20 protein-coding genes and 1 pseudogene are annotated in these 22,633 nt (G+C 61.8%); 12 read left to right on the forward strand and 9 right to left on the reverse strand.

Annotated features, from left to right (window positions below; genetic code table 11):
• Nucleotides 1–247 precede the first annotated feature (247 nt).
• From KPL81_RS17320 to KPL81_RS17335, 4 genes are all read left to right on the forward strand, one after another.
• A complete protein-coding gene (locus KPL81_RS17320) occupies nt 248–1,624 on the forward strand; it encodes a sigma-54 dependent transcriptional regulator (protein ID WP_219793249.1) in 1,377 nt (458 codons plus the stop codon).
• A gap of 472 nt (nt 1,625–2,096) precedes the next feature.
• The gene (locus KPL81_RS17325) at nt 2,097–2,768 is read left to right on the forward strand and encodes a LuxR C-terminal-related transcriptional regulator (RefSeq protein ID WP_209475087.1); all 672 of its coding nucleotides are present in this window, start codon (nt 2,097–2,099) and stop codon (nt 2,766–2,768) included.
• A 53-nt stretch (nt 2,769–2,821) separates the two neighbouring features.
• Complete coding sequence (locus KPL81_RS17330) at nt 2,822–4,180, forward strand: sigma-54 interaction domain-containing protein (RefSeq protein ID WP_219793250.1); 1,359 nt, start codon at nt 2,822–2,824, stop codon at nt 4,178–4,180.
• Nucleotides 4,181–4,217: 37 nt separating this feature from the next.
• Nucleotides 4,218–5,297: a transporter family protein gene (locus KPL81_RS17335; RefSeq protein ID WP_219793251.1), complete on the forward strand. Its 1,080-nt coding sequence runs from the start codon at nt 4,218–4,220 to the stop codon at nt 5,295–5,297.
• Nucleotides 5,298–5,373: 76 nt separating this feature from the next.
• On the opposite strand, the gene KPL81_RS17340 is transcribed toward KPL81_RS17335, so the two are convergent.
• The 9 genes and pseudogenes from KPL81_RS17340 to KPL81_RS17380 all read right to left on the reverse strand — a co-directional run bounded on the left by KPL81_RS17340 (nt 5,374) and on the right by KPL81_RS17380 (nt 14,646).
• Nucleotides 5,374–5,961 carry a hypothetical protein gene (locus KPL81_RS17340; protein WP_219793252.1) on the reverse strand — a complete coding sequence of 196 codons (588 nt, stop codon included), beginning with the start codon at nt 5,959–5,961 and terminating at the stop codon, nt 5,374–5,376.
• A gap of 59 nt (nt 5,962–6,020) precedes the next feature.
• Nucleotides 6,021–6,686, reverse strand: a complete 666-nt coding sequence (locus KPL81_RS17345; protein ID WP_240549360.1) for a C39 family peptidase — start codon at nt 6,684–6,686, stop codon at nt 6,021–6,023.
• A 73-nt stretch (nt 6,687–6,759) separates the two neighbouring features.
• Nucleotides 6,760–7,128 (reverse strand): hypothetical protein, encoded by a 369-nt coding sequence (locus KPL81_RS17350; protein ID WP_219793254.1) that lies wholly within the window; start codon nt 7,126–7,128, stop codon nt 6,760–6,762.
• A gap of 95 nt (nt 7,129–7,223) precedes the next feature.
• The gene (locus tag KPL81_RS17355; protein WP_219793255.1) at nt 7,224–8,405 is read right to left on the reverse strand and encodes a hypothetical protein; all 1,182 of its coding nucleotides are present in this window, start codon (nt 8,403–8,405) and stop codon (nt 7,224–7,226) included.
• Between the two features lie 463 nt (nt 8,406–8,868).
• A complete protein-coding gene (locus KPL81_RS17360; protein ID WP_219793256.1) occupies nt 8,869–10,107 on the reverse strand; it encodes a P-loop nucleotide/nucleoside kinase family protein in 1,239 nt (412 codons plus the stop codon).
• A gap of 28 nt (nt 10,108–10,135) precedes the next feature.
• Complete coding sequence (gene hemL / locus KPL81_RS17365) at nt 10,136–11,425, reverse strand: glutamate-1-semialdehyde 2,1-aminomutase (protein WP_219793407.1); 1,290 nt, start codon at nt 11,423–11,425, stop codon at nt 10,136–10,138.
• A gap of 171 nt (nt 11,426–11,596) precedes the next feature.
• Nucleotides 11,597–12,397, reverse strand: a pseudogene (gene thiD / locus KPL81_RS17370) (bifunctional hydroxymethylpyrimidine kinase/phosphomethylpyrimidine kinase); the annotation flags it as partial.
• A gap of 14 nt (nt 12,398–12,411) precedes the next feature.
• On the reverse strand, nt 12,412–12,843 hold the full coding sequence (gene hemJ, locus KPL81_RS17375; protein WP_219793257.1) for a protoporphyrinogen oxidase HemJ: 432 nt from the start codon (nt 12,841–12,843) through the stop codon (nt 12,412–12,414).
• A 45-nt stretch (nt 12,844–12,888) separates the two neighbouring features.
• Nucleotides 12,889–14,646: a chloride channel protein gene (locus KPL81_RS17380; protein WP_219793258.1), complete on the reverse strand. Its 1,758-nt coding sequence runs from the start codon at nt 14,644–14,646 to the stop codon at nt 12,889–12,891.
• Between the two features lie 141 nt (nt 14,647–14,787).
• On the opposite strand from KPL81_RS17380, the gene argC reads away from it, so the two are divergent.
• The 8 genes from argC (at nt 14,788) to KPL81_RS17420 (ending at nt 22,595) form a co-directional block, all read left to right on the forward strand.
• Nucleotides 14,788–15,822, forward strand: a complete 1,035-nt coding sequence (argC, locus tag KPL81_RS17385) for an N-acetyl-gamma-glutamyl-phosphate reductase (RefSeq protein ID WP_219793259.1) — start codon at nt 14,788–14,790, stop codon at nt 15,820–15,822.
• A gap of 121 nt (nt 15,823–15,943) precedes the next feature.
• The gene (gene erpA / locus KPL81_RS17390) at nt 15,944–16,297 is read left to right on the forward strand and encodes an iron-sulfur cluster insertion protein ErpA (protein WP_209475067.1); all 354 of its coding nucleotides are present in this window, start codon (nt 15,944–15,946) and stop codon (nt 16,295–16,297) included.
• A 79-nt stretch (nt 16,298–16,376) separates the two neighbouring features.
• Nucleotides 16,377–17,141 (forward strand): transporter substrate-binding domain-containing protein, encoded by a 765-nt coding sequence (locus KPL81_RS17395; RefSeq protein ID WP_219793260.1) that lies wholly within the window; start codon nt 16,377–16,379, stop codon nt 17,139–17,141.
• A 107-nt stretch (nt 17,142–17,248) separates the two neighbouring features.
• The gene (locus KPL81_RS17400; RefSeq protein WP_219793261.1) at nt 17,249–17,920 is read left to right on the forward strand and encodes an amino acid ABC transporter permease; all 672 of its coding nucleotides are present in this window, start codon (nt 17,249–17,251) and stop codon (nt 17,918–17,920) included.
• A 10-nt stretch (nt 17,921–17,930) separates the two neighbouring features.
• Nucleotides 17,931–18,704 carry an amino acid ABC transporter ATP-binding protein gene (locus KPL81_RS17405; protein ID WP_240549361.1) on the forward strand — a complete coding sequence of 258 codons (774 nt, stop codon included), beginning with the start codon at nt 17,931–17,933 and terminating at the stop codon, nt 18,702–18,704.
• Nucleotides 18,705–19,238: 534 nt separating this feature from the next.
• Nucleotides 19,239–21,134 carry a tRNA uridine-5-carboxymethylaminomethyl(34) synthesis enzyme MnmG gene (gene mnmG, locus KPL81_RS17410; protein ID WP_219793262.1) on the forward strand — a complete coding sequence of 632 codons (1,896 nt, stop codon included), beginning with the start codon at nt 19,239–19,241 and terminating at the stop codon, nt 21,132–21,134.
• Nucleotides 21,131–21,796: a 16S rRNA (guanine(527)-N(7))-methyltransferase RsmG gene (rsmG, locus tag KPL81_RS17415; RefSeq protein ID WP_219793263.1), complete on the forward strand. Its 666-nt coding sequence runs from the start codon at nt 21,131–21,133 to the stop codon at nt 21,794–21,796. Before mnmG ends, rsmG begins: the two co-directional genes overlap by 4 nt.
• Nucleotides 21,797–21,824: 28 nt before the next feature.
• Nucleotides 21,825–22,595 carry a ParA family protein gene (locus tag KPL81_RS17420; protein WP_209475058.1) on the forward strand — a complete coding sequence of 257 codons (771 nt, stop codon included), beginning with the start codon at nt 21,825–21,827 and terminating at the stop codon, nt 22,593–22,595.
• Nucleotides 22,596–22,633: the final 38 nt, after the last annotated feature.

Raw genomic sequence — 22,633 nt, forward strand, 5'->3', positions numbered from 1 at the left:
TTTACACTGGGCTTGCGTAGGGTGGCAACAGTGTGGCGCGACTGCCGGATGGAAATGCGTCGATCAGTTGATGAAAACCCGAGCAGAACTAACTGACACTTACATTAGTAATATTAGATCAACCAGTGACGGCTGGTCGCTATTTTCCAGAAATTTCCTTCTATCCAACCTAGCCTTCGACGGTTTCGCTGTAGCTCGCTAGGAGCAGAAGGAATCCTATTACGTATTCAATGAAGACGAGCGACTCATGGAAAAAGACACAGCACTCTTGTTGATCGATTCCGTGTCAGATGACAGGCAAAGATTCATTGAGCGCATGGCAGGCAAAGGGTGGCATATCAACCTTGCCGAGAGCCTGGAAGCGGCACAATCTCTGCTGAATGAAACCGAACATGAGGCAGGTATCTGCTTTCTTCATCATGACCAAGCTAACGAACTGAAAAATATAGAAAAGTTGATCGCTCGATCGAGAATGGAGTGGATCGCCATGGTGCGTGAGTCCGTGCTCGACGACCCCTGGATCTGCAAAGCGCTGGGAAGCCTTTTCATGGCCTACCAGGCGGAGCCGATCGACATCGAGCAGGTCGATTGCCTCCTGCGGCACGCAGTGGCCATGAAACGGCTCAGGAAGGAGGAGGCCGCATCAAAACGGCCAAGGGAGACCGAATTCGACATGGTCGGCACGGTACCGGTCATGCAAAAGGTGTTCGACACCATACGCCGGGTAGCCTCCGTGGAGGCTCCCGTATTCATCAGCGGTGAGTCGGGCACGGGCAAGGAACTTGCCGCCCGCGCCATACACGAACGCTCACGACGCGCTACTGCGCCTTTCGTTGCCGTGAATTGTGGTGCCCTACCCAGCAACCTGATTCAGTCCGAACTGTTCGGTCATGAGAAAGGTGCCTTCACCGGCGCCAACCAACGTAAGATCGGCCAGATCGAAGCCGCCTCGGGCGGCACGTTGTTCCTCGACGAGATCGGTGACCTGTCCCTTGAACTGCAAGTCAATCTGCTGCGTTTTCTCGAGGAAAAAACGATTCAGCGCATCGGTGCACTCGAAGAGGTACACGTCGATGTTCGCGTCCTTTCGGCTACCCACGTGGATCTAACGAAGGCAATCGAGGAGGGACGGTTCCGCGAGGACCTCTACCATCGCCTCAACGTGCTGCAGGTCGCCATTCCACCGCTGAGAGAACGCCAGGAGGACATAGAAATCCTGGCCAGGTTTTTCTTCGATAAATTCGCCGAAGAAAAATCCTTGAAAGTACAGGGTTTCAGCCAGGATGCTCTGGTACTCATGCAGCAGCATCACTGGCCGGGCAATATTCGGGAGCTCATCAATCGTGTACGTCGCGCCATGGTCATGTGTGAGCAGCGTCTGATCAAGCCGTCGGATCTGGGCCTAGAACGACGCGCATCCAGTCGCCATGTCGTGACCCTGGAGGAGGCTCGCAACTGCGCCGAGAGAGATGCCTTGCGACAAGCCCTGGGTCGCAACAGGCAAAAGGTCAAGCAAGCCGCCGAAGAACTGGGCGTATCACGGGTAACGCTTTATCGACTGATTGAAAAGCACGGCCTGGACAGAACGACCGAAGAGACCGCTTGTCCCTTCACCTCGGCATGAGCCTGCTGCTCCTTGCGGCCGCACCAACGGGTATCTCGGCGCAGCCCTATGGGTGCCCACCTAGGGCGAGGATGGGTTGGTCAGGGCAGCGCAGAATGGTGCTTTCCACTGTCGTTTAGTATGAAAAAAATACTTCTCTATCCGCTACACTCTCATACCTCAAGGAGGCGAGAGCAATGGGGAATTTTGTCCTAAGAGGCACCTCCATCACACGGGCGAATATTTATAAATTATTGTTTTTACTGAAAATAACTCTGCAGCTAAGAAAAAAGTGGACCCGCGTGCCTAGTCAATTCAGTACCAGAGGAGGCAGCGCTTGGTATGAGACTACATAGAGAAAAGTAATAAGCAGAATATTTTCATGAAAAAAACATATTAACCACCTTGCTGTTTTTGACCGAGACTCGAAAATGGCGGCAAAATTTACATTTCTTTACATGTAGGACTACGAATAAATAAGGGGGAAGGGATCATGACAAGCATGGACTTTCGGATCTTTCTGGTAACCGCCATCAATCCCCAGTCGAAGCTGTTCATCGAGCACCTCCAGCAACAGCTGGAGCATGAGGTCGTCGCTGTCGATACCGAGGCCATGCCATCCATGAGTGAGGGAGATAACGTCCTGGTGATACTCGATCTGGACCACTTGGGCGAAGCCAACATGCAGCGCTGGCAGGCGGCAGCGGATGGCAAGGAAACCATCAGCCTCGCGGCCTTCAACGTGCGCGACGAGGGACACGCCGTCGAGCTGCTCTCGTCACTCAACCTACAGGGCATATTCTATCGGAACGACAGCGTAGAGCTAATCTGCAAGGGAATCGAGGCACTCCAGAGCGGCAGTCTCTGGATGTCGCGAACTTTGATGTCTCGCATGATCCAGCTTCTACGTCGCCAGCAGATGAACTCCTATCGTCCAGCCTGTGGATTGACCCAGCGTGAACTGGAGATCATCGGGCTTCTCGGCACGGGAGCCACCAATTCGGAGATCGCCGAAAAACTGTTCGTCAGCGAACATACCGTAAAATCCCATCTTTACAACATCTTCAGGAAAATAAAGGTTCACAACCGGCTACAAGCCATGAACTGGGCCAGACGGAACCTGTTCAGCGTACCTCCCAGCTATAAGCGCGAGGCACGCCACTGAGGCAGGCCAGGAATTGAAGTAATGCTTGAGCGCAGCCAATAGGGATATCCGTCATGGAAACGCCCCCCAACGTCATGCTGCTGGACCGGGTTTCTGAACGCTCATGCAAGATGCTGGCGGCACTCGACGAGCAGGGTTGTCTCGTTACGCTCGCCGAGAATCATCAGCAAGCACGCCATGCCATGGCAAATGACGATTTCGATGTCGGACTCGTGCAGCTTCTGGAAGAAGATGCGGATCACGTGTCGATGCTGGAAAGCCTGGTTCTCGACAGCGGCTTTGACTGGGTAGCCTTGGCCAATCCACGTCAAGCCAGCGATCCCCGTATTCGTCCGGCACTTGCCCGGATGTTCCACAGCGTTCATTTCCAAGAGGATCTGGCCGGTCTGGTTTGCCTGTTGCGCAGCATTTACCGGCAGCGTGCCGTATCACTCAATGCCGACAGGAAAGCCGTTCTCCATGTTGCCAAGAAGAGCTTGATCGGTACCTCACCCAGCATGCGTCGGGTCGTGAAGAAGATCCGGACCTTGGCTGACGTCGATGCCCCAGTGTTCATCAGCGGCGAATCGGGGACTGGCAAGGAGCTGGCCGCCAGGGCCATCCATGAGCTTTCCTCCCGTGCGCATGCTCCGTTCGTTGCGATCAACTGCGGGGCCATTCCGCCCAACTTGATTCAATCCGAACTCTTCGGCTTCGAAAAGGGCGCATTCACGGATGCCCATTGCCAGCGCATGGGGAAGATCGAGGCCGCCTCCGGGGGCACCCTGTTCCTGGATGAGATCAGCGAGCTTCCCTATGACCTCCAGGCGACCCTGTTGCGCTTCATCGAGAGTCATTGCTTCTTCCGTCTCGGCAGCCGCAAGGAAACCCAGGCTGACGTGCGCATCGTTGCGGCGACGAACAGGCATGTCCCTACCCTCGTAGAAGAGGGACGTTTCAGGCTGGATCTCTTCTACCGCCTGAACGTGCTCGAGATCACGATTCCACCACTACGAGAAAGAAAAGCGGACATTGCGCCACTCGTCGAACACTTCTTCGAGCAGTTCAGCCAGTACCGGCCTGATGGGCTTGAGGGTTTCAGTCCTCAAGCCATATCGCTCCTGCAGAACCATGACTGGCCGGGCAATATTCGCGAACTGATGAATACGGTCTGCCGCGCCATGCTCATGTCGAATCCTCCCCATATCGAGGAGGAGGACATACCGATCGCCAACCCTGGCACGCCTCATCAGCCACCCACCCTGGAGGAAATCCGAGAGCAGGCCGAACGCCACACCATCCTCAATGCGCTCAAGCGAAACCGGTACAATATTGCACGCACAGCGCGAGAGCTAGGGGTCTCTCGCGTCACCCTCTACCGCCTGCTGGACAAGTATGACATCCAGCGAACCAATGACCGACATCCACCATGACGGTTCCTCGGAACTGGAACTTCAAGGGAAGAGAAACATGAATAAAATTAACTTCTTGCTGTTCAACACCGCACTGGGTCTCGCCCTTTCTCAGGGCGTCGCGGCCCAGGACACCGCAGCTCCGGGCGGCATCACGTCGCCGGTAGGCCAAGCGCCGGTTGAGGCGCCGCCCGAGCAGCCCGAAGTCCAGGCCATCGCGGACATCGGTGGCGTACTGACGCCACGCGGAAGATTGGTATTGGAACCTTCGCTGCAGTACTCCCATTCAGGGGTCAACCGCCTGACCTTTCGCGGCGTCGAGATTCTCAGCACCCTTCTTATTGGGGTGTTCAGCGCCGAAGAGGCCGAACGGGACGTCTGGACCGCCGCGCTGACCGGACGGCTAGGGGTCACCGACCGGCTCGAGATGGAACTCAAGGTGCCCTATGTCTATCGCGATGATACCGTGCGAGCCACGGTTCCCACGGTCGGGGACGACAGCTTCGATATCGATCGCGATCTTTCCGGCAACGGCTTGGGAGATATCGAAGTCACCGCGCGCTATCAGCTCAACCGCGGCCAGAATGGCTGGCCCTTCTTCGTCGGCAACCTACGCTACAAGAGCGTTACCGGAGACGGCCCCTTCGACATTTCTCGCGACGCTGACGGCATCGAGCAGGAGCTGGCTACCGGCTCAGGCTTTCATGCCATCGAGCCCAGCATTACCGCGCTCTTTCCCTCCGATCCGGCAGTATTCTTCGCCAACATCGGCTACCTCTACAACATGAGCGACGATGTCGACACGCGACTCACCGATGAGTTGCGCATCGGCGAGGTCGATCCGGGCGATGCAGTGCGGTTGAGCTTCGGCATGGCATATGCCATCAACCCCCGTGCCTCCTTCACGCTGGGCTTCAAGAATGATTTCATCGGCAAGACAGAAACCGAGTACTTCGACGACGGTACCAGAGTGACCCAGAGCTCACGCACCCTTAATGTCGGCTCGCTGCTGCTGGGCTGGTCCTATCAACTCAACCAGGACGTCTCGGTCAACCTCGGCCTGGAGCTGGGGGTGACCGACGATGCCCCCAATACCGTGCTGACGCTACGGATTCCCTTCGGCTCCAACGTGTTCTGAGTCCCGCCAGAGGCCCGGTGCAGTTTATAAATACCGGGCCTCACTGCGCAGGAAAGGCAAGGCGAGAAAGCCGCGCTCAACGGGCCAGTGAGTTCGTGATGAAGTGACGTTGCTGGGCTGCTTGCAACGCCGGCAGGTTATTGACTTGTACGCCAATATCGAGCTGTTGCCGGATGTCCCGCCCTGACGCATCGCTGACTACACCGCCAAGGATGGCGTCCTGCGTCACCGAATGGAACACCGAGGTGAAACCCTTGCTGTCGTTCACTACCAGGCCGGGGAAGTCCTTCATTCCGGAAAGGTTGATACCGCTCGGCGTCAACTCCATGATGGTCTTGCCGCTCCCCTGCCCGACCTGGTTGACGAGCTGACCATCAATTACGCCATGCTGAGTGATCGTCTGGGATACGACCTCGGCGCCCGTCCCGTTGATGATGAAGACGGTATCCATCCGCACGTTGTCCACCAGGGTCTGGAGGGTAGCACCGAAGCTCATATCGAGCCCAGAGAGCTGGAAGCCTCCCCGCAATTCACTCATTTCCACCTCGTCGATAGGCTCCAAGTAGGCAAAGTCGGCCGCCTGCAGCGTGGCGCTCGACAGGCACAGTGACACCACGCCAAACCAGCCGAAGAGTTCGCTACGTAAAGCCGGGGCCGGTTGCATCGCGTCCTCAGGATGACAGGTGATCGCTCGCCAAGAGCTTCGGCATGTTTTCATCGCATTTACCGCCCAAGTTCGTTGATTGCTGGCAGCTGCAGCAGCATCGAGGCCACATCGGCCCGGTCGATACCGCTGCCGACCGGAGCCGATGGCCGGATGCGCCAGTCTCGCTCATGGTTGAAGTTAGCCTTGGCAATGGCGGTATCGGCACGGGCCCCCAACACCAGGCCACTCCAGATCGACTCGAAGTGCGCCCTGGGCACTGCCACGGTGCCCACGGCAGGGTCGCCGAGCAGTACGCTATCGCCATCCACTCCCTTGAACACGACGAAGTGTCGGTATCCCCCCGTATTGATCAGGGTTATGGCGGGAATACCGATGCGCTCCAGGTCATCGAGCCCGACCCGGAAACCGTCCGAGTTGAGTCCTTGGCCGTCGAGGTAGCGTTTCATGTCGAGCATGGAGAAACCCTGCTCCCGAATCTGCTCGACTTCCCCTGTGCGAATCATCGACTCGAAGACGTCCGCCTCAGTGGTGGGCCGGTCATAGTGATAGGTGAGCAGTGTCGCCACCGCAGCAGCCCCGCAGCTGTAGTCGTACTGCTGGGCGACGACGCCGTCCCAACGCATCTCGTGATGGCTTCTCGCCGCGACCGTCACGGAGCCGAAGCCACCGTTCAGCGCGATCGTCACGCCGGCCGCCTTCAGCGGTTTCGCCTGCAGGCTCATGCCAACACATGCCAGCGCTAAGCCGAGCCACCGTAGAGTTCCGGCCATTCTCCACCTCCGTCGCTCCCCAGCCTTACTGGGGCGCATAGATGCTGATGCTGACCCCCGTCGAGACCGCATTGGCATGCCCTGTCATGAGATTCATCAAGGTAATGCCCGAGACATTGTCCATGGCGTTGGCCTCGACGTTGATGCTGCCCGAGACGATCGTATCGGCGGTGAAGGATGCCCCCTTTGCCGCCGCTTCCAGGCTCTGAATGCTCTGGACGTTGATCAGATCGCGGAAACCTTCCCTGCCGGTCACGTCCTGAAGCTCACTCGCCTCGATGCGATGGAACGCATCGAAACCCTTCGTCACGTCGTCCTCTGCCATCATCAGCGGGCTGGCAAGGCTCAAGCCAACCACCAGCGCAACCTGCATGCTTCGCCCGATACGCTTCATGGCATCGCTCCCTCTTCCACAGTTTCAACGGTGGAACCAAGGAAGGGCCGGCAATGCGGTCACCGGCCCTTCACGTTCAGTGCAAGCAAGCCATATCAGTTGCCGATATTGACGTTGCTGTGCGCTGCCACGTTGGTGCCCGCAAGCTGCGAGTTGTAGATGCCAGTGGACAGGTTCATGTTGGCGATACCGCCGAACGTACCGGCACCTGCAGCCATGGAAGCGTTGCCGGTGGCAAGTGTGGCATTGCCACCGTTGCCGCCATTACCGCCGTTTCCACCGTTGCCGGCATAGGCATAGGCATTACCGCCGGTGCCGGTGCCGCCACCGCCGCCACCGCCATTGCCGGTGGAGTTGCCTCCGTTACCGGCCATGGCATCGCCGCCGGAGCCGCCAGCACCACCGGTGCCGGTGCCGCTGCCGGTGCCGCTGCCGGTGCCGCTGCCGGCCCCACCGGTGCCGCCTGCGACAGTGGGCGAGGCAGTGGCGTCGCCGCTGCTGCTGCCGCCCGCAGAGGTAGATACGTTGTCCTCGACGTCATCCCCGGCGACGTTGCCAGCCAACCCGCCCACGGCGCTGCTATCGGCGCCACCGCTGCCGTTGCTGCCGTCGGCACTGCCACCCTGGCCTGCGCCAAGACCCAGGCCCAGGCCCAGGCCAGCACCATCACCGCCACCGGCGCCGTCACCACCGGCCGCCACGGAGTGACCACCGCTGCCACCGGTGCCATCGCCGCCGGAGCCGCCGACGCCCACGCCAGCGCTCACGCCGAGGGCATCGCCGCCGCTGCTACCGGAACCGCCTGCCGCTCCATTTCCGGCCGTGATGTTGATACGAGAACCAGTTACGGTGGAACGCAGATCCTGGATCGCCACCACGCTGGTGCTGGTGTTGTAGGACTCGCTCATGGCCCAGGCATCGCCGCCGGCACCCGCAGCCCCGCCGGCACCACCCATGCCGCCGGCACCGCCGTTCCCAGCACCGCTGGATGCGTTGCTATTTGCGGAAATCTCGGCGTCACTGCCTGCATCGGCCCCGTCGTCCATGTCGCTGGCATTGTTCCAGGCACCTGAAGCTGCGCCGCTATTGCTGCTGCCGCCGTTGCCACCATTGCCGCCGGTACTGTTGCCACCGCTGCCGCCAACGGCCAGCGCGGCAGAGTTGACCTGCTGATCCACGTTTTCGGCCGCACCAGAACTGGGGTTGGCGTGCGCATTCGAAACGGCTAGTACCAAAGCCAGCATGGAAGACCCAGCAATCACGTAATACTTTTTCATGTTAAGTACTCCCTATCATGCATGATGTTTTGTTCCCAAAATGACCTGTCTGCCTGAGATGTCTCGTGAAAAATGGCGAAAGAAACAACCCCCCTTTTCGCCTCCCTTTTCCTGTCGAAAGCCAGAGACAGCGGTCGCGATACCTATCGCATTCTTTGTGCCACGACTCTGCACAATCCCAGCAAAACAAATGCTTACAAAACAGAAACAATAGGAAGGAATCTCGCATGACTGGCGTTACATGAACTAACAGAGAGAATACGGATCGGCAGGTAACGGAGAGTTAACAGTTTTTTAGAATTTAACTGGATGTTTTGTCGTTGTTGTTTACAATCAATGGGTTATAACAAAATTACTCTGTTTCGATTTGCTTACATGGACAGCCTCCTCCTGGCGAAAGGCTGCGCCATTTGCTCAAGAAATACCGGGTATCGGCCAGTTTTTCGCCTAAGAGAAAAGCTGTTCAGCCCGCAAACACTCTCTGCTGGATCAACATCGCCAGCGTGTCGGAAGCGTTGTCGGCGGTAGTGTCGAGATGCAGAAGATGCTGGCGCTCTTCCTCACGATACGACTCGAAGAGAGAAAGCTGACGCTCGAGCACCTTGAGGCTCGTCGCCGGCTCGCCCCCCTGTCGCCTAGCGCGCTTGACGATGCGCGCCCGGAGTGTTTCCTCGTCGGCTTCGAAGCTCACGATGAGCACCGGCAGGCCACGTGCTTCGCCCTGCTGCCTTAACAGCTGGCGCTGGGCGTAGGTCAAGCAGGTGGCGTCGATACAGGTCGGAATGCCGGCATCGAGCAGCAATCCGGCCAAACTGGCCAAACGACGATAGGTGCGGTCCGTCGTCTCAGTACTGAAGATATCCACAGCAGGATCAGGCTCGACCGCTTGTGGATAAAAACCGAAGAGGCGCCGCCGTTCGGCATCCGAGCACAGCCGCACTGCGCCCAACCGCTCGACGACCTCGGCCATGAAGCGGCTCTTGCCGCTGCCCGATACACCGACCCCGACGATCAGAGGAGGAAAGCGGAAATTGGAGACTCGCTCGGCCAGGCCGAGATAGCGGCGACACTCGGTCATCACTTCGGCCAGATGAAACGCCGTGCCACGCCCCGATGTCCAGCGCTGCAGTGCACGCCGGGCACCCGCAAGCGAACGGCATACGGCAAAGACGGAAACGAGGCGGGTGAGGGCATAATCCCCCGACAATCGCAAATAGCGATCGAAGGCGTAATGAGCGAGTCGCGTCTCGTCACGGACATATAGTCCCACCAGCAGCGAGACCAGGTCGAACCCGGAGTCGAGACAGCGGCCGGCGAGCGGGTCGGCCGGGTCCAGATCGAGCGGGTTGGACATGATCAAGCGCTGCCGGTCGCACAGCGGCATCGTCTGATGACCTACGATCCAGCTTGGACGAGGCTCGCCGCGTTCGTCGAACCAGGGTTCGAGACGCCTCATTTCCTGTTCCAGCCAGTCCCGTAGTCGGAGAAGAGTGCGCCGATCCTCCTCGCCGGCCAGATGCAACTCGAGCGTGCGCACTTCATCCTCGACCAGCCCACGGGTCGCGGCCAGACACCCCGACGCCGCCACATAGGGAAGGTCGTCGACGAGAGCACGATGGTACGCCACCAGCGAATCGAGCAATTCATCTACGCCGATGGCGCTCGATGAAGAGGTTGGGCAGGGTGCTGAAGTGGCGTCCATGTTCACTCCCGTTAACGATTGGGCTTGTTCAATGCTGGCACACCTGGGCAAAGGCCTTCTCGGCAGCGTCCAGCGTCCATTGGATGTCCTCCGGCGTGTGGGCACTGGACATGAAGCCCGCCTCGTACGCCGAGGGTGCCAGGTAGACGCCTTCGTCCAGCATCGCCGCGAAGAAGCGACGGAAGGCATCTGCATCGCAAGCCGTGGCCTGGGCGAAGTTGTCGACCCGGGACTGTCCGGTGAAGAACAATCCGAACATCCCGCCGGCACGCTGGGTGATCATGTCGACGCCGGCGGCATCGGCACGCTCCTGCAGGCCGTGGCAGAGCGTCTCGACGCGCTGGGCCAGGGCATCGTGGAAGCCGGGTTCGCGCAGCTTGGTCAACAGCGCAATGCCCGCCGCCATGGCCAGGGGATTGCCCGCCAGCGTACCCGCCTGGTAGACCGGCCCCAGCGGAGAGATCTGCTCCATGATCTCACGCTTGCCGCCAAAGGCGCCCACCGGCATGCCGCCCCCGACGATCTTGCCCAGACAGGTCAGGTCGGGCTCGATGCCGTAATGCGCCTGGGCACCGCCCATGGCCACCCGGAATCCGGTCATCACCTCATCAAAGATCAGCACACTCCCGTATTCGGTGCAAACCCGGCGCAGAGTGTCGAGGAAGCCGGGCTGCGGCGGGATGCAGTTCATGTTGCCGGCCACCGGCTCGACGATGATGCAGGCGATCTGGCTGCCGATTTCCTCGAAGCAGGCTTCCACCTCGTCGAGATCATTGTAGGAGAGGGTGATGGTGTGCTCCGCCAGCGAAGCGGGCACACCGGGCGAGCTGGGCTCGCCGTGGGTCAAGGCACCGGAGCCGGCCTTGACCAGCAGTGAGTCGGAGTGGCCGTGGTAGTTGCCCTCGAACTTGACGATCTTGTCACGCCCGGTGAAGCCGCGTGCCAGGCGAATCGCCGACATGGTGGCCTCGGTCCCCGAGTTGACCATGCGTACCAGCTCGATCGACGGGATCATGTCGCAGATCAGATCGGCCATGGTGGTTTCGATGGCAGTCGGCGTGCCGAACGAGAGACCATGGTCGAGCCGGCTGCGCACGGCACTCAGTACCTCGGGGTCGGCGTGTCCGGTAATCATCGGTCCCCAGGAACCGACGTAATCGACGTAGCGCTTGCCCTCCACGTCGAACAGATAGGCCCCCTGTGCCCGCTCGATGAATACCGGGGGCCGATGCAGCCCCTTGAAGGCGCGGACGGGAGAATTGACACCGCCGGGGATATGGCGGCAGGCCTGTTCGAAGAGCGTTGCGGAAGTGGTCATATCAGCCTCATTGCGGTCTCGAAAATGGTTTGGTCCCGTCACGGGAAGTGCCGAGCTCGCATCGCCCGGTCTGTGGATAACTTCTTGGATAACCTTGGAATCGCCGGTGGAGTCCCCTGGTATTTCATGACTGCCATCGGCAGGGGTCACGCCCGCCGCCGTATCGGGCTGCCGACTCGGCCAAGCCATGCGCCGCGGCAACGCCTGACCGTTTTCGTCCGGCCGCCAGGCATGCGCCAAGGCCTGCCAGGTGAAGCGCTGGGCCTGCTCGCACGCCGGATGCAGCGGCTCACCGGCGGCGAGGCGTGCCGCCAGTGCGGCAGCCAGGGTGCAGCCCGAGCCGTGAAAGCTCCCCGCCAGCCGCGGCCAGCGCCAGGCGAAGCGATCGCCTTCTGCGTACAGCGTCAGCTCGACCGTGTCATCCGGAACGCCGGCTGCCGGATCGTCGCTGCCGCTCACCAGCACGCCACGGCACCCTAGCGACAGCAACCGCAGGGCGCGCGCCTGGTCATCCTGCGCCTGCGGTCCGGCAAGGCGCGCCAGCTCGAGACGATTGGGCGTCAGGATATCCACAAGAGGAAGCAATCTCGCGCGAAAGGCATCGACCAAAGTCGCTGTGGATAACTCTTTCCCTCCCCCTGCCTTGAGCACCGGGTCGACCACCACCGGCACCCCGGGATGCGACTTGACGACGTCCACCACGGCGTCGAGCGTCTCGAGGCTGGCTATCAGCCCGACCTTGATCGCTGCCAGATGGAACTCGCCCAACTGCCGAGCCATGTCACCGATCAGGTTGGCTGCTACCGGTACCACGCTATGCACGTCACGGCAGTCCTGTACCGTCAATGCCGTGGGCACCGTAACCGCCCAGCCGCCGCAGGCAGCGATCGCTTCGCCGTCGGCGGTGAGTCCCGCGCCTCCGGTGGGGTCGTGGCCGGCCAGCACCAGTACGACCGGGCGTTGTTCGTTCATTTTGCTCGACATGATCAGAACGGCTTGAGCACGACCAGGATCACGATGACCAGCAAGGCGATCACCGGCAGTTCGTTGAACCAACGGAAAAACACATGGGAACGCCGGCAACGGCCTGAGGCAAACTGCTTCAGGTAAACCAGACAGATGTGGTGGTAGACCACCAGCAAGGCCACCAAGAGCAGCTTGACGTGCATCCAACCCATGCCAAGCCAGTGGGGCATGAGATAGAGCAGCCAGCTCCCGAGCCCGATAACCGCGATCATCGATGGGGTCATGATGCCGCGGTAAAGCTTGCGCTCCATCACGCTGAAGGTGTCGATGGCCTGCTGCTCCCCCTTGTCACGCGCCATGGCATGGTAGACATACAAGCGCGGCAGATAGAACAGCGCGGCAAACCAGGTCACGACGGCCACGATGTGCAGGGCCTTGATCCAGAGATACATGCTTTCTCCCAGAAGCGTAATGACGACACGTCAGCAGCCGAAGGTTTACTTGAGTGAATAGTAACGCTCGATGGCACCGCGGGTGATGATACCGGAAATCCGCTTGTGCTTCGGGCGTCGACCATACTCCACATACAGGGCATCGACCGCCTGGTCGTTGAGCCGTTCGAAGGCTTCCGACAGGGTCGCCTGTAAATGGATCGGTGCCATCTCCAGGCGCAGCCCCGGGACCTCGAGAAGGTCGATCAACGCCTCCTCGGTGGTGATCTCCTCCAACTCTTTATCGTCAATCAGCGCCCGGGCCAGGTCGGCCGCCTTGAGCGCCAGCGTCGGCTTGTCGCCGGTGGAGCGCAGGATCAGGATCCAGGCCGGCTTGGCATCGAGCAAGGCGCGCGCCTGATCGCGGGTCACCATGCGTGGCGTGCTCACGAAGCTGCGCTCCATGACCGCCGGTACCGAGACCCGTGACAGCGCCTGCATCAAGGGCTGCTGCAACGGGTGCAGACCATGGCGGGTCACGCTTATGAAGAAACCATCACAGCGGCAAAGCTGACGGGCCGTCAGCCCCGAGACCACCACCGCCAGCATGCCAGGGAGAATGATATTGGGATTGTGGGTCAATTCCAGCAGCGCCATCAGCGCCGCCAACGGCGCCTGCAGTACCGCACCCATCATGGCCGCCATGCCGAGCATGGCGTAAAACCCTGGCTCTACGCCCAACTGCGGGAACAGCCATGCTCCCACCAGATCCGCCAGCGCCCCGGCCGCGGCCCCGACCACCAACACCGGGCCGATGATACCGATGGGAATACCGCTGGCCACGGTGACGGCGGTCAGCAACAGCTTGGCCACTACCAGCGCCAGCAGCACGTCGACGGACAGGCTCCCCGCCAGCGATGCATCCAGGCTGTCATAGCCGATGCCCTGCACATCGGGATACCACCACGCCACCGCTGCCGTGGCCAGAGCCACCAGTGCCAGGCGCAGCACCACCGGCAGACCGCTGAGACGCTCGCTTCTCGACACGTGGATGAATGCCCCGGCCAGCAGGCCGATGAACAGCGCAGTGATCACGATCCAGGGCAGATTCATCAGCGACCCCAGGCTGACGCTGGGAACCTGTATGGCGGGTTCCGAACCGTACACCAGCATGGCCATCAATGCGCCCATGGTGGAGGCCAAGATGACCGGCATGAAACCGGCAATGGTGTATTCCATCATCACCACTTCCATGGCGAAGATGACCCCGGCGATCGGCGTATTGAACGACGCCGAGATACCCGCCGCCGTACCGCAGGCCACCAGCACTCGCAGGCTGTTGTGCGGCAGCCGCAAACGCTGGCCGAGTCCGCTGGCCGCGGCTGCCCCGAGATGGATGGCCGGCCCCTCGCGGCCGGCGGAGAGGCCACCCAGCACCGTGGCCACCCCCACCCACCACTGGTTGATCCAGTTGCGCAGGGGGAAGCGGCCCTGGTGATAAGTGAGGCGCTCGATGACGTGGGCAACGCCTAGCTTGCGTGCCGCCGCCGGCTGGCGCCACAGGAAGATGCCGATCAACGCCACGGCGATCAGCGGCAGGGCGGCACGAAACTCCGGCGCCAACCCTTCGAACGCCTCGTGGTTGCCTGCCGGCATGAACAGCAGCCCCCCCAGCTCGAGCAGCAGCCGGAAACCGACCATCACCGCACCGGTCACGACGCCTGATATGACCCCGAGCACGCACAACTGCGGCAAGGCGTCGACACTGGCCAACTTGCGGCGAAAGCCTTCGAGGCTGAAAGAGGGAAGCGAAAGGCGCGGCACGGCAAGTTTCCTGTGCAGTCGGGTCCTTGAAAGCGGCGTCAAGGCGGTTGAGTCGCCGCCCCTTCTCTTGTGTATCATATCTGCATAGGGGCGGTCCCGTTGGCGGTCGCTCTGCCAGGCCAACTTCGAAGGAGTCGCGTTGTGATCAAGGTCGGAATCGTCGGCGGTACCGGATACACCGGCGTCGAATTGCTCAGGCTGCTGGCCCAGCATCCCGAGGTGGAGGTCGAAGCCATTACCTCCCGCTCGGAGGCCGGCGTTCGCGTCTGCGACATGTACCCCAACCTGCGCGGCCACTACGACGCCCTGGCCTTCAGCGAGCCCGATTCTCACCGCCTGGGCGCCTGCGACGCGGTTTTCTTCGCCACGCCGCATGGGGTCGCCCATGCCCTGGCCGGCGAATTGCTCGCCCAAGGGACCCGGGTGATCGATCTTTCCGCCGATTTCCGCCTGCGCGATGCCGAGGTATGGGCCGAGTGGTACGGCCAGCCGCATGGCGCCCCGGAACTGCTCGACGAAGCCGTCTACGGTCTGCCCGAGCTGCATCGCGACCGCATTCGCCAGGCACGCCTCATCGCCGTGCCCGGCTGCTATCCAACGGCGGTCCAACTGGGGCTGCTGCCGCTGCTCGAGGCCGGGCTGATCGACGCCGAGCACATCATTGCCGACTGCAAGTCCGGCGTCACCGGCGCCGGCCGCGGGGCCAAGGTTCCCTCACTGCTGGCCGAGGCCAGCGAGTCGATGAAGGCCTATGGCGCCTCCGGCCACCGTCACCTGCCGGAAATCCGCCAAGGCCTCGGCGATGCCGCCGGAGGCGCGGTGGGTCTGACCTTCGTGCCGCACCTGACCCCGATGATCCGCGGTATCCATGCCACCCTCTACGGTCGCCTGAAGGGTGAGCCGGGCGATCTCCAGGCGCTGTTCGAGCGGCGCTTCGCCGACGAGCCCTTCGTCGACGTGATGCCCGCCGGCAGCCATCCGGAAACGCGCAGCGTCAAGGGTGCCAACGTCTGCCGTCTGGCGGTGCATCGCCCCGGTGACGGCGACACCGTGGTGGTACTATCGGTGATCGACAACCTGGTCAAGGGTGCCTCGGGCCAGGCGGTGCAGAACCTCAACCTGATGTTCGGCTTCGCCGAGAACGCCGGTCTCGCCGCACCCGCACTGATGCCGTGACCCTCCATCGCGCGCTTTGCCGAGGGCGGTAGACAGGCCCGCCTCGGCAATAGTTGACCCTTTTGCTTGGGATTGGGGATAATCCCCTGTTACCCATTTCTCAGCTCAGGGGAGGATGCCCATGAGCGGCGCCGAAACCTTCATGCCCACTCCGATGATGCTCTCCGAGGCTGCCAGAAACCGCCTCCAGGCACTCGTCAAGGAGGAAGGCAGGCCCGAACTCAAGCTTCGCGTCTACGTGACGGGAGGCGGCTGTTCGGGTTTTCAGTACGGCTTCGACTTCGCCGAATCGGTCGGCGAAGACGACACCCTCATCGAATTCGGTAACGTTGCGCTGGTCGTCGACGAGCTCTCTTACCAATATCTCGTGGGCTCCACCGTCGATTACGAGGAGGGGCTGGCCGGTGCCCGCTTCCTGGTTCAGAACCCCAACGCCACGACCACCTGCGGCTGCGGTGCTTCCTTCATGGTCTAACCCCTTGACTTGACGCTTCCCCGTGGACTCGCCATGGTTGAAAGGCGTAACGCCACAACAATTCACCATGGGGAAACGTATGAAACGACACGTGAAGACGGCCACCCTGGTTACCGGCATCGCCTGTGGACTGGGCCTATCCAGCCTGGCTGGCGCCAATGAAACACTCGATGTAGTCACCGACCCGAGCTTCGTCCCTTTCGAGATGATGGATCAGGAAACCGGCGAAATGGTCGGTTTCGACATGGACATCATCGCCGCAGTGGCCGAACGGGCCGGGTTCGATTACGAACTCAACACCATGGATTTCAACGGCATCATCCCCGCCGTCCAGACCGGCAACGTGGACGTCGCCATCGCCGGCATCACCATCACCGAGGAGCGCGCCGAGATCGTCGACTTCTCCGACCCCTACTACGACAGCGGCCTGAAGATCCTGGTGCGCGCCGACGAGGAGGGCGTCGAAGAGATCGAAGACCTCGAAGGCAAGACCATCGCCACCAAGGTCGGCTCCACCAGCTACGATTTCCTGCAGGAACACCTCGGCGACAGTGCCGAGATCACCCCTTATCCCGGCAGCAGCGACATGTACATGGCGCTGCTCGGCGGCAGTGCCGATGCCGTGTTCTACGACGCGCCCAATGTCAGCTACTTCGCTCAGACCCGCGGCGAGGGCCGGGCCAAGGTGGTCGGCCCGCTCTACGAGGGCCAGCAGTACGGCATCGTCTTCGTCAAGGGTAGCGAGTGGGTCGAACCCGCCAACCAGGCTCTGGCCGAGATGCGCCAGGACGGTACCTACGACGAGATCCACGAGAAGTGGTTCGGCAGCGCCAGCGACGAGTGATAGCCCAGCGCTCCTGACGCGGGGTCGGGTCCTCGACCTGACCCCGCGGCGTTGTCATCGGCCCGCGTCTCCCGGTTTCCGAGGCGCATCCTGAGCGGAGAACCCAAGTGGACGTCACCTTCCAATTCGACTGGGAGGCGGCCTTCGCCTCCATCCCCTTTCTGCTCAAGGGGATTCCCTACACCCTGCTGATCTCCTTCGGCGGGCTGGCCATCGGTTTCCTGATCGGCATCCTGTTCGGCCTGCTGCGCATCAGCCCGGTCATCTGGCTGCGAGTGCCTGCGATCGCCTATATCGAGATCTTTCGCGGCACCCCGGTACTGGTTCAGGTGCTGTTCATCTTCTATGGCCTGCCGCAGATCCTCGGCGGGCCGATCAACGCCCTGGTAGCCGGCATCGCCGCCATCGCGGTCAACTCCGGCGCCTACATCTCGGAGATCGTGCGCGGCGGCGTGCAATCGATCGAGCGCGGCCAGCGCGAAGCCAGTCTGTCGCTCGGCCTCTCGCGCGTGCAGTCGTTCCGCTACATCATCTGGCCCCAGGCCTTCCGCCGCATGATCCCGCCGCTCGGCAACCAGGGCATCATCAGCATCAAGGACACCTCGCTGTTCTCGGTGATCGGGGTCGGTGAGCTGGTACGTCAGGGCCAGGTCTACATCGCCACCACTTTCAACGCCCTGGAAGTCTACTTGATGGTCGCCCTCCTCTATCTGGCGATAACCCTGAGCCTGTCATTTGCCCTGCGCCTGCTAGAGCGCAAGGGCCTGGTCGGACAATAAGGAGCGCGACATGAGCCGAGACGATACACACGCCGACGCTGACCCCATCGTGCACATGGACAAGGTCAACAAGCACTTTGGCGAGTTGCACGTGCTCAAGGACATCGATCTGGCCGTCGCCTCCGGCGAGGTGGTGGTGGTGATCGGCGCCAGCGGCTCGGGCAAGTCCACCCTGATTCGCTGCATCAACGGCCTCGAGGAGTTTCAGGCCGGCCACATCGAGGTCGACGGCAACGAGCTGCTCCCGGACGGCAAGAGCGGCCGCGCACTGCAGAAGATCCGCACAGAAGTCGGCATGGTGTTCCAGCAGTTCAACTTGTTCCCGCATCTCAGCGTACTCGACAATGTCACGCTGGCCCCCATGAAGGTACGCGGCTGGAGCCGGGCCGATGCCACCGAGACCGCCTATAGGCTGCTCGAACGCGTCGGTATCGCCGACCAGGCCGACAAGTATCCGTCGCAACTCTCCGGAGGGCAGCAACAGCGCGTCGCCCTGGCCAGGGCACTGGCCATGGAGCCCCGCCTGATGCTCTTCGACGAACCCACCTCGGCACTCGATCCGGAGATGATCGGCGAAGTGCTCGATGCCATGCGCGAACTTGCCCGTGAGGGCATGACCATGATCATCGTCACCCACGAGATGGGCTTCGCCCGCGAGGTCGCCGATCGCGTGGTTTTCATCGATCGCGGCGAGATCGTCGAGCAGGCGGCGCCGGTCACGCTGTTCGACTCTCCGCAGCAAGAACGCACCAGGAGCTTCCTGTCCCGTGTGCTCAAGCACTGAAGCTCGTAGAGCGCCTTTTCCGTCTGACAGGTCCTGTCGAATACGACAGGGCCTATTTTTTTGGCCTGTGGATAAAAAAAATTCTGTTCACCCGAATCTGCCGCCTCAGATGCGTGGTTGTCGACTTCTCGTTCGCTTACCGCGACTGTTCACAGTCACGGTGACAAGCCCGGTAGGCAACGGTGGAAAAAAGGTGTAGCGTTCGCGCTGTGGAAAAGGCCAGCATTCATCCACAGCCCCCACACCGGCTACCCTCAGCTCGTCACCCTCTTCTCCGCATAGAAGTTAACAAAACAAAGCATTGAAATTAAATACCTTCTACGGCTTATCCACAGATATTGTCCACACCAGTAATCACAACCACAGCAGAACTTCTTTCTTTTTAGATATTCTGTTTTGGTTATCTGGAGGGAAAGTGGGAGGCTTGGACGAAGGCGGTGTGGAAAACCCTGACGCTTACCCACAGGACGTTTATACTGGCAGGCTGTTTTTCGTCACTGGCAACATCCGCGCGCTGGCGCAACGAGGTGCACCTTGGAGTATCCCGACCGCTTTGACGTCATCGTCATCGGCGGCGGCCATGCGGGAACCGAAGCCGCTCTGGCCTCCGCCCGCATGGGCTGTCAGACCCTGCTGCTGACCCACAACATCGAGACCCTCGGGCAGATGTCGTGCAATCCCGCCATCGGCGGCATCGGCAAGAGCCACCTGGTCAAGGAAATCGATGCGCTGGGCGGCGCCATGGGCTTGGCCACCGATCTCGGCGGCATCCAGTTCCGCGTGCTCAACGCGCGCAAGGGGCCCGCCGTGCGTGCCACCCGCGCCCAGGCCGACCGTGTGCGCTACAAGGCCGCCGTCCGCGGCATGCTGGAGAACCAGCCGAACCTGACGATCTTTCAGCAGGCGGCGGGAGATCTGTTGGTGGAAAACGACACGGTGCGCGGGGTGGTCACCGAGACTGGTATTCGCTTCCATGCCGAAACGGTGGTGCTGTGTACCGGCACCTTCCTCGGTGGGGTGATCCACATCGGCCTCGAGCAGAGTCGCGGCGGCCGTGCCGGTGACCCCCCCTCCAATGCCCTCGCCCAGCGCCTGCGTGCGTTGCCGTTCCGGGTCGACCGGCTCAAGACCGGCACGCCGCCGCGGCTGGATGCCAAGAGCGTGGATTTCAGCGTGCTCGAGGAGCAGCCCGGCGACAGCCCGACGCCGGTCATGTCCTACCTGGGCCGCCGCGACATGCATCCGCGCCAGGTGAGCTGCCACATCGCTCACACCAACGAGCGCACCCACGAGATCATCTTCGCCAATCTCGATCGCTCGCCGATGTACTCCGGCGTGATCGAGGGAGTGGGGCCGCGCTACTGTCCGTCGATCGAGGACAAGATGCACCGCTTCGCCGACAAGGCGAGCCATCAGATCTTCATCGAACCCGAGGGCCTCGATACTCACGAGCTCTACCCCAACGGCATTTCCACCTCGCTGCCCTTCGACGTGCAGCTGCAGGTGGTACGCTCGATCCAGGGGCTGGAGAACGCCCATATCACCCGGCCCGGCTATGCCATCGAGTATGACTTCTTCGATCCGCGGGATCTCAAGCATTCGCTGGAAACCAAATTTATCCACAACCTGTTCTTCGCCGGGCAGATCAACGGAACGACGGGCTACGAGGAGGCCGGTGCCCAGGGGCTCCTCGCCGGGCTCAACGCTGCGCGTCGCGCCAAGGGGCTCGAGGCGTGGTGGCCACGCCGCGACGAGGCCTACCTCGGCGTGCTGGTCGACGACCTGATCACCCTCGGTACCAAGGAGCCCTACCGCATGTTTACCTCGCGCGCCGAATACCGGCTGCTGCTGCGCGAGGACAACGCCGACCTGCGCCTGACCGAGGCCGGGCGTGCACTCGGCCTGGTGGACGAGTCGCGCTGGGCCGCGTTCAGCGTCAAGCGCGAGGCGATCGAGCGCGAAAGCGCCCGGCTCAAGGCCAGCTGGGTGCAGCCCGGCAGTGCAGCGGCGGCTTCCATCGAGGAGAAGACCGGCAAGCCGCTTGCCCGCGAGTACAGCCTGCTCGACCTGCTCAAGCGTCCCGAACTGGGCTATGGCGACGTGGCCCACCTCACCGGCGAGCCCGTTGACGACGAGGCGGTGGCCGAACAGGTCCAGATCCAGGCCAAGTACCAGGGCTACATCGACCGTCAGCAGGACGAGATCGACAAGCTCAAGCGCCACGAGGCCACGCCGCTGCCGACCGATCTCGATTACACCCTGGTCGAGGGGCTTTCCCACGAGATCCGCCAGAAGCTCGCCGAGGCACGTCCCGCGACCCTGGCGCAGGCGTCGCGGATCTCCGGTGTGACGCCCGCGGCGGTGTCTATCCTGTTGATCCATCTCAAGAAGCGTCGGCTGCTCGACGAGTCGCGGGTGGCTAACGGATGAGTGACGGTGTGACACCGCAGGTGGCAGCACGCCTCGACGCCGGCCTGAGCGCCATGCACATCGTTGTCGACGAGGTACAGCGGGACCGCCTGCTGCGTCTGGTCGGGCTGTTGCACAAGTGGAATCGCGCCTATAACCTCACGGCGATACGCTCACCGGAAGAGATGGTGGCACGGCACCTGCTGGACAGCGCGGCGGTTCTGCCCTTCATCGACGGGGGGGCTCTGCTTGACGTCGGCGCCGGCCCCGGCCTGCCAGGGCTGGTACTGGCGATCCTGCAGCCGAACCTCTCGGTTACGCTGCTCGACAGCAATGGCAAGAAGGTGCGCTTCCAGCGTCAGGCGATGATGGAGCTCGGTCTTGGCAATGTCACGCCGGTGCAGGCCCGGGTCGAGGCCTTCGAACCGCCGACGGGCGGCTACGCCCAGGTGATCTCGCGGGCCTTCGCCAGCCTGGCCGATTTCGTGCAGCTGACGGATCACCTGCTGGCGCCGGGCGGGCACTGGCTGGCCATGAAGGGGCCGGCCGCCGACGAGGAGCTGGCCGCTCTGGAGGCCGGGCTGATCGTGCGCGAACGCCACCGGCTCGAGGTGCCATTCACCGCGGGGGAGCGTCAGTTGTTGATCGTCGAGCGAACCGATTCCAACCCAGGCCGCCCTTGAGCGCGCCGTCGACGCAAGGAAGTCGCCCGTGACCCAAATCATCGCCTTGACCAACCAGAAGGGCGGCGTGGGCAAGACCACCACCGCCGTCAACCTGGCGGCCAGCCTGGCCGCACTGGATCGCCGTGTGCTGCTGGTCGACCTCGACCCGCAGGGTCACGCCACCATGGGCAGCGGTATCGACAAGCATGCGCTCGAGGGCAGCGTACTCGACCTGCTGCTGGGCGAGAAGAGTGCTCCCGAGGTGATGCTCGACTGCCCCACCGCGGGGTACTCGCTGCTGCCAGGCAATGGCGACTTGACGGCCGCGGAGGTGGAACTGCTCGACCGCGCCGAGGGACGCGAACGCAGCCTGACCGAGGCCCTGGGCAGCGTCGCCGGAGAGTACGACGTAGTACTGATCGACTGTCCGCCCTCGCTCAACATGCTCACCGTCAATGCCTTGACGGCCGCCAACGGCGTGCTGATCCCGCTGCAGTGCGAGTTCTACGCCCTCGAGGGGCTCTCTGCGTTGCTCGATACCGTGGAACAGATCAAGGACAGCGTGAATCCGGAGCTGGCGATCTATGGCATCCTGCGTACCATGTTCGATGGGCGCAACAGCCTGACCCGCGATGTCAGCAAGCAGCTGCGCGACTACTTCGGCGAGGCGCTGCTCAAGACCACGATCCCGCGCAACGTGCGCGTGGCCGAGGCACCGAGCCACGGCCTGCCGGTGACCAAGTACGCACGCTTCTCCCGAGGCAGTCAGGCCCATCGGGTCCTGGCCAAGGAACTGATTCGTCGCCTGTCGCTGTAGTGCGCCGGGCCAACACCTGTCATGACCGATTTTCGTGA

Source organism: Billgrantia antri (genome assembly GCF_019430905.1).
Lineage (GTDB): Bacteria > Pseudomonadota > Gammaproteobacteria > Pseudomonadales > Halomonadaceae > Halomonas > Halomonas antri.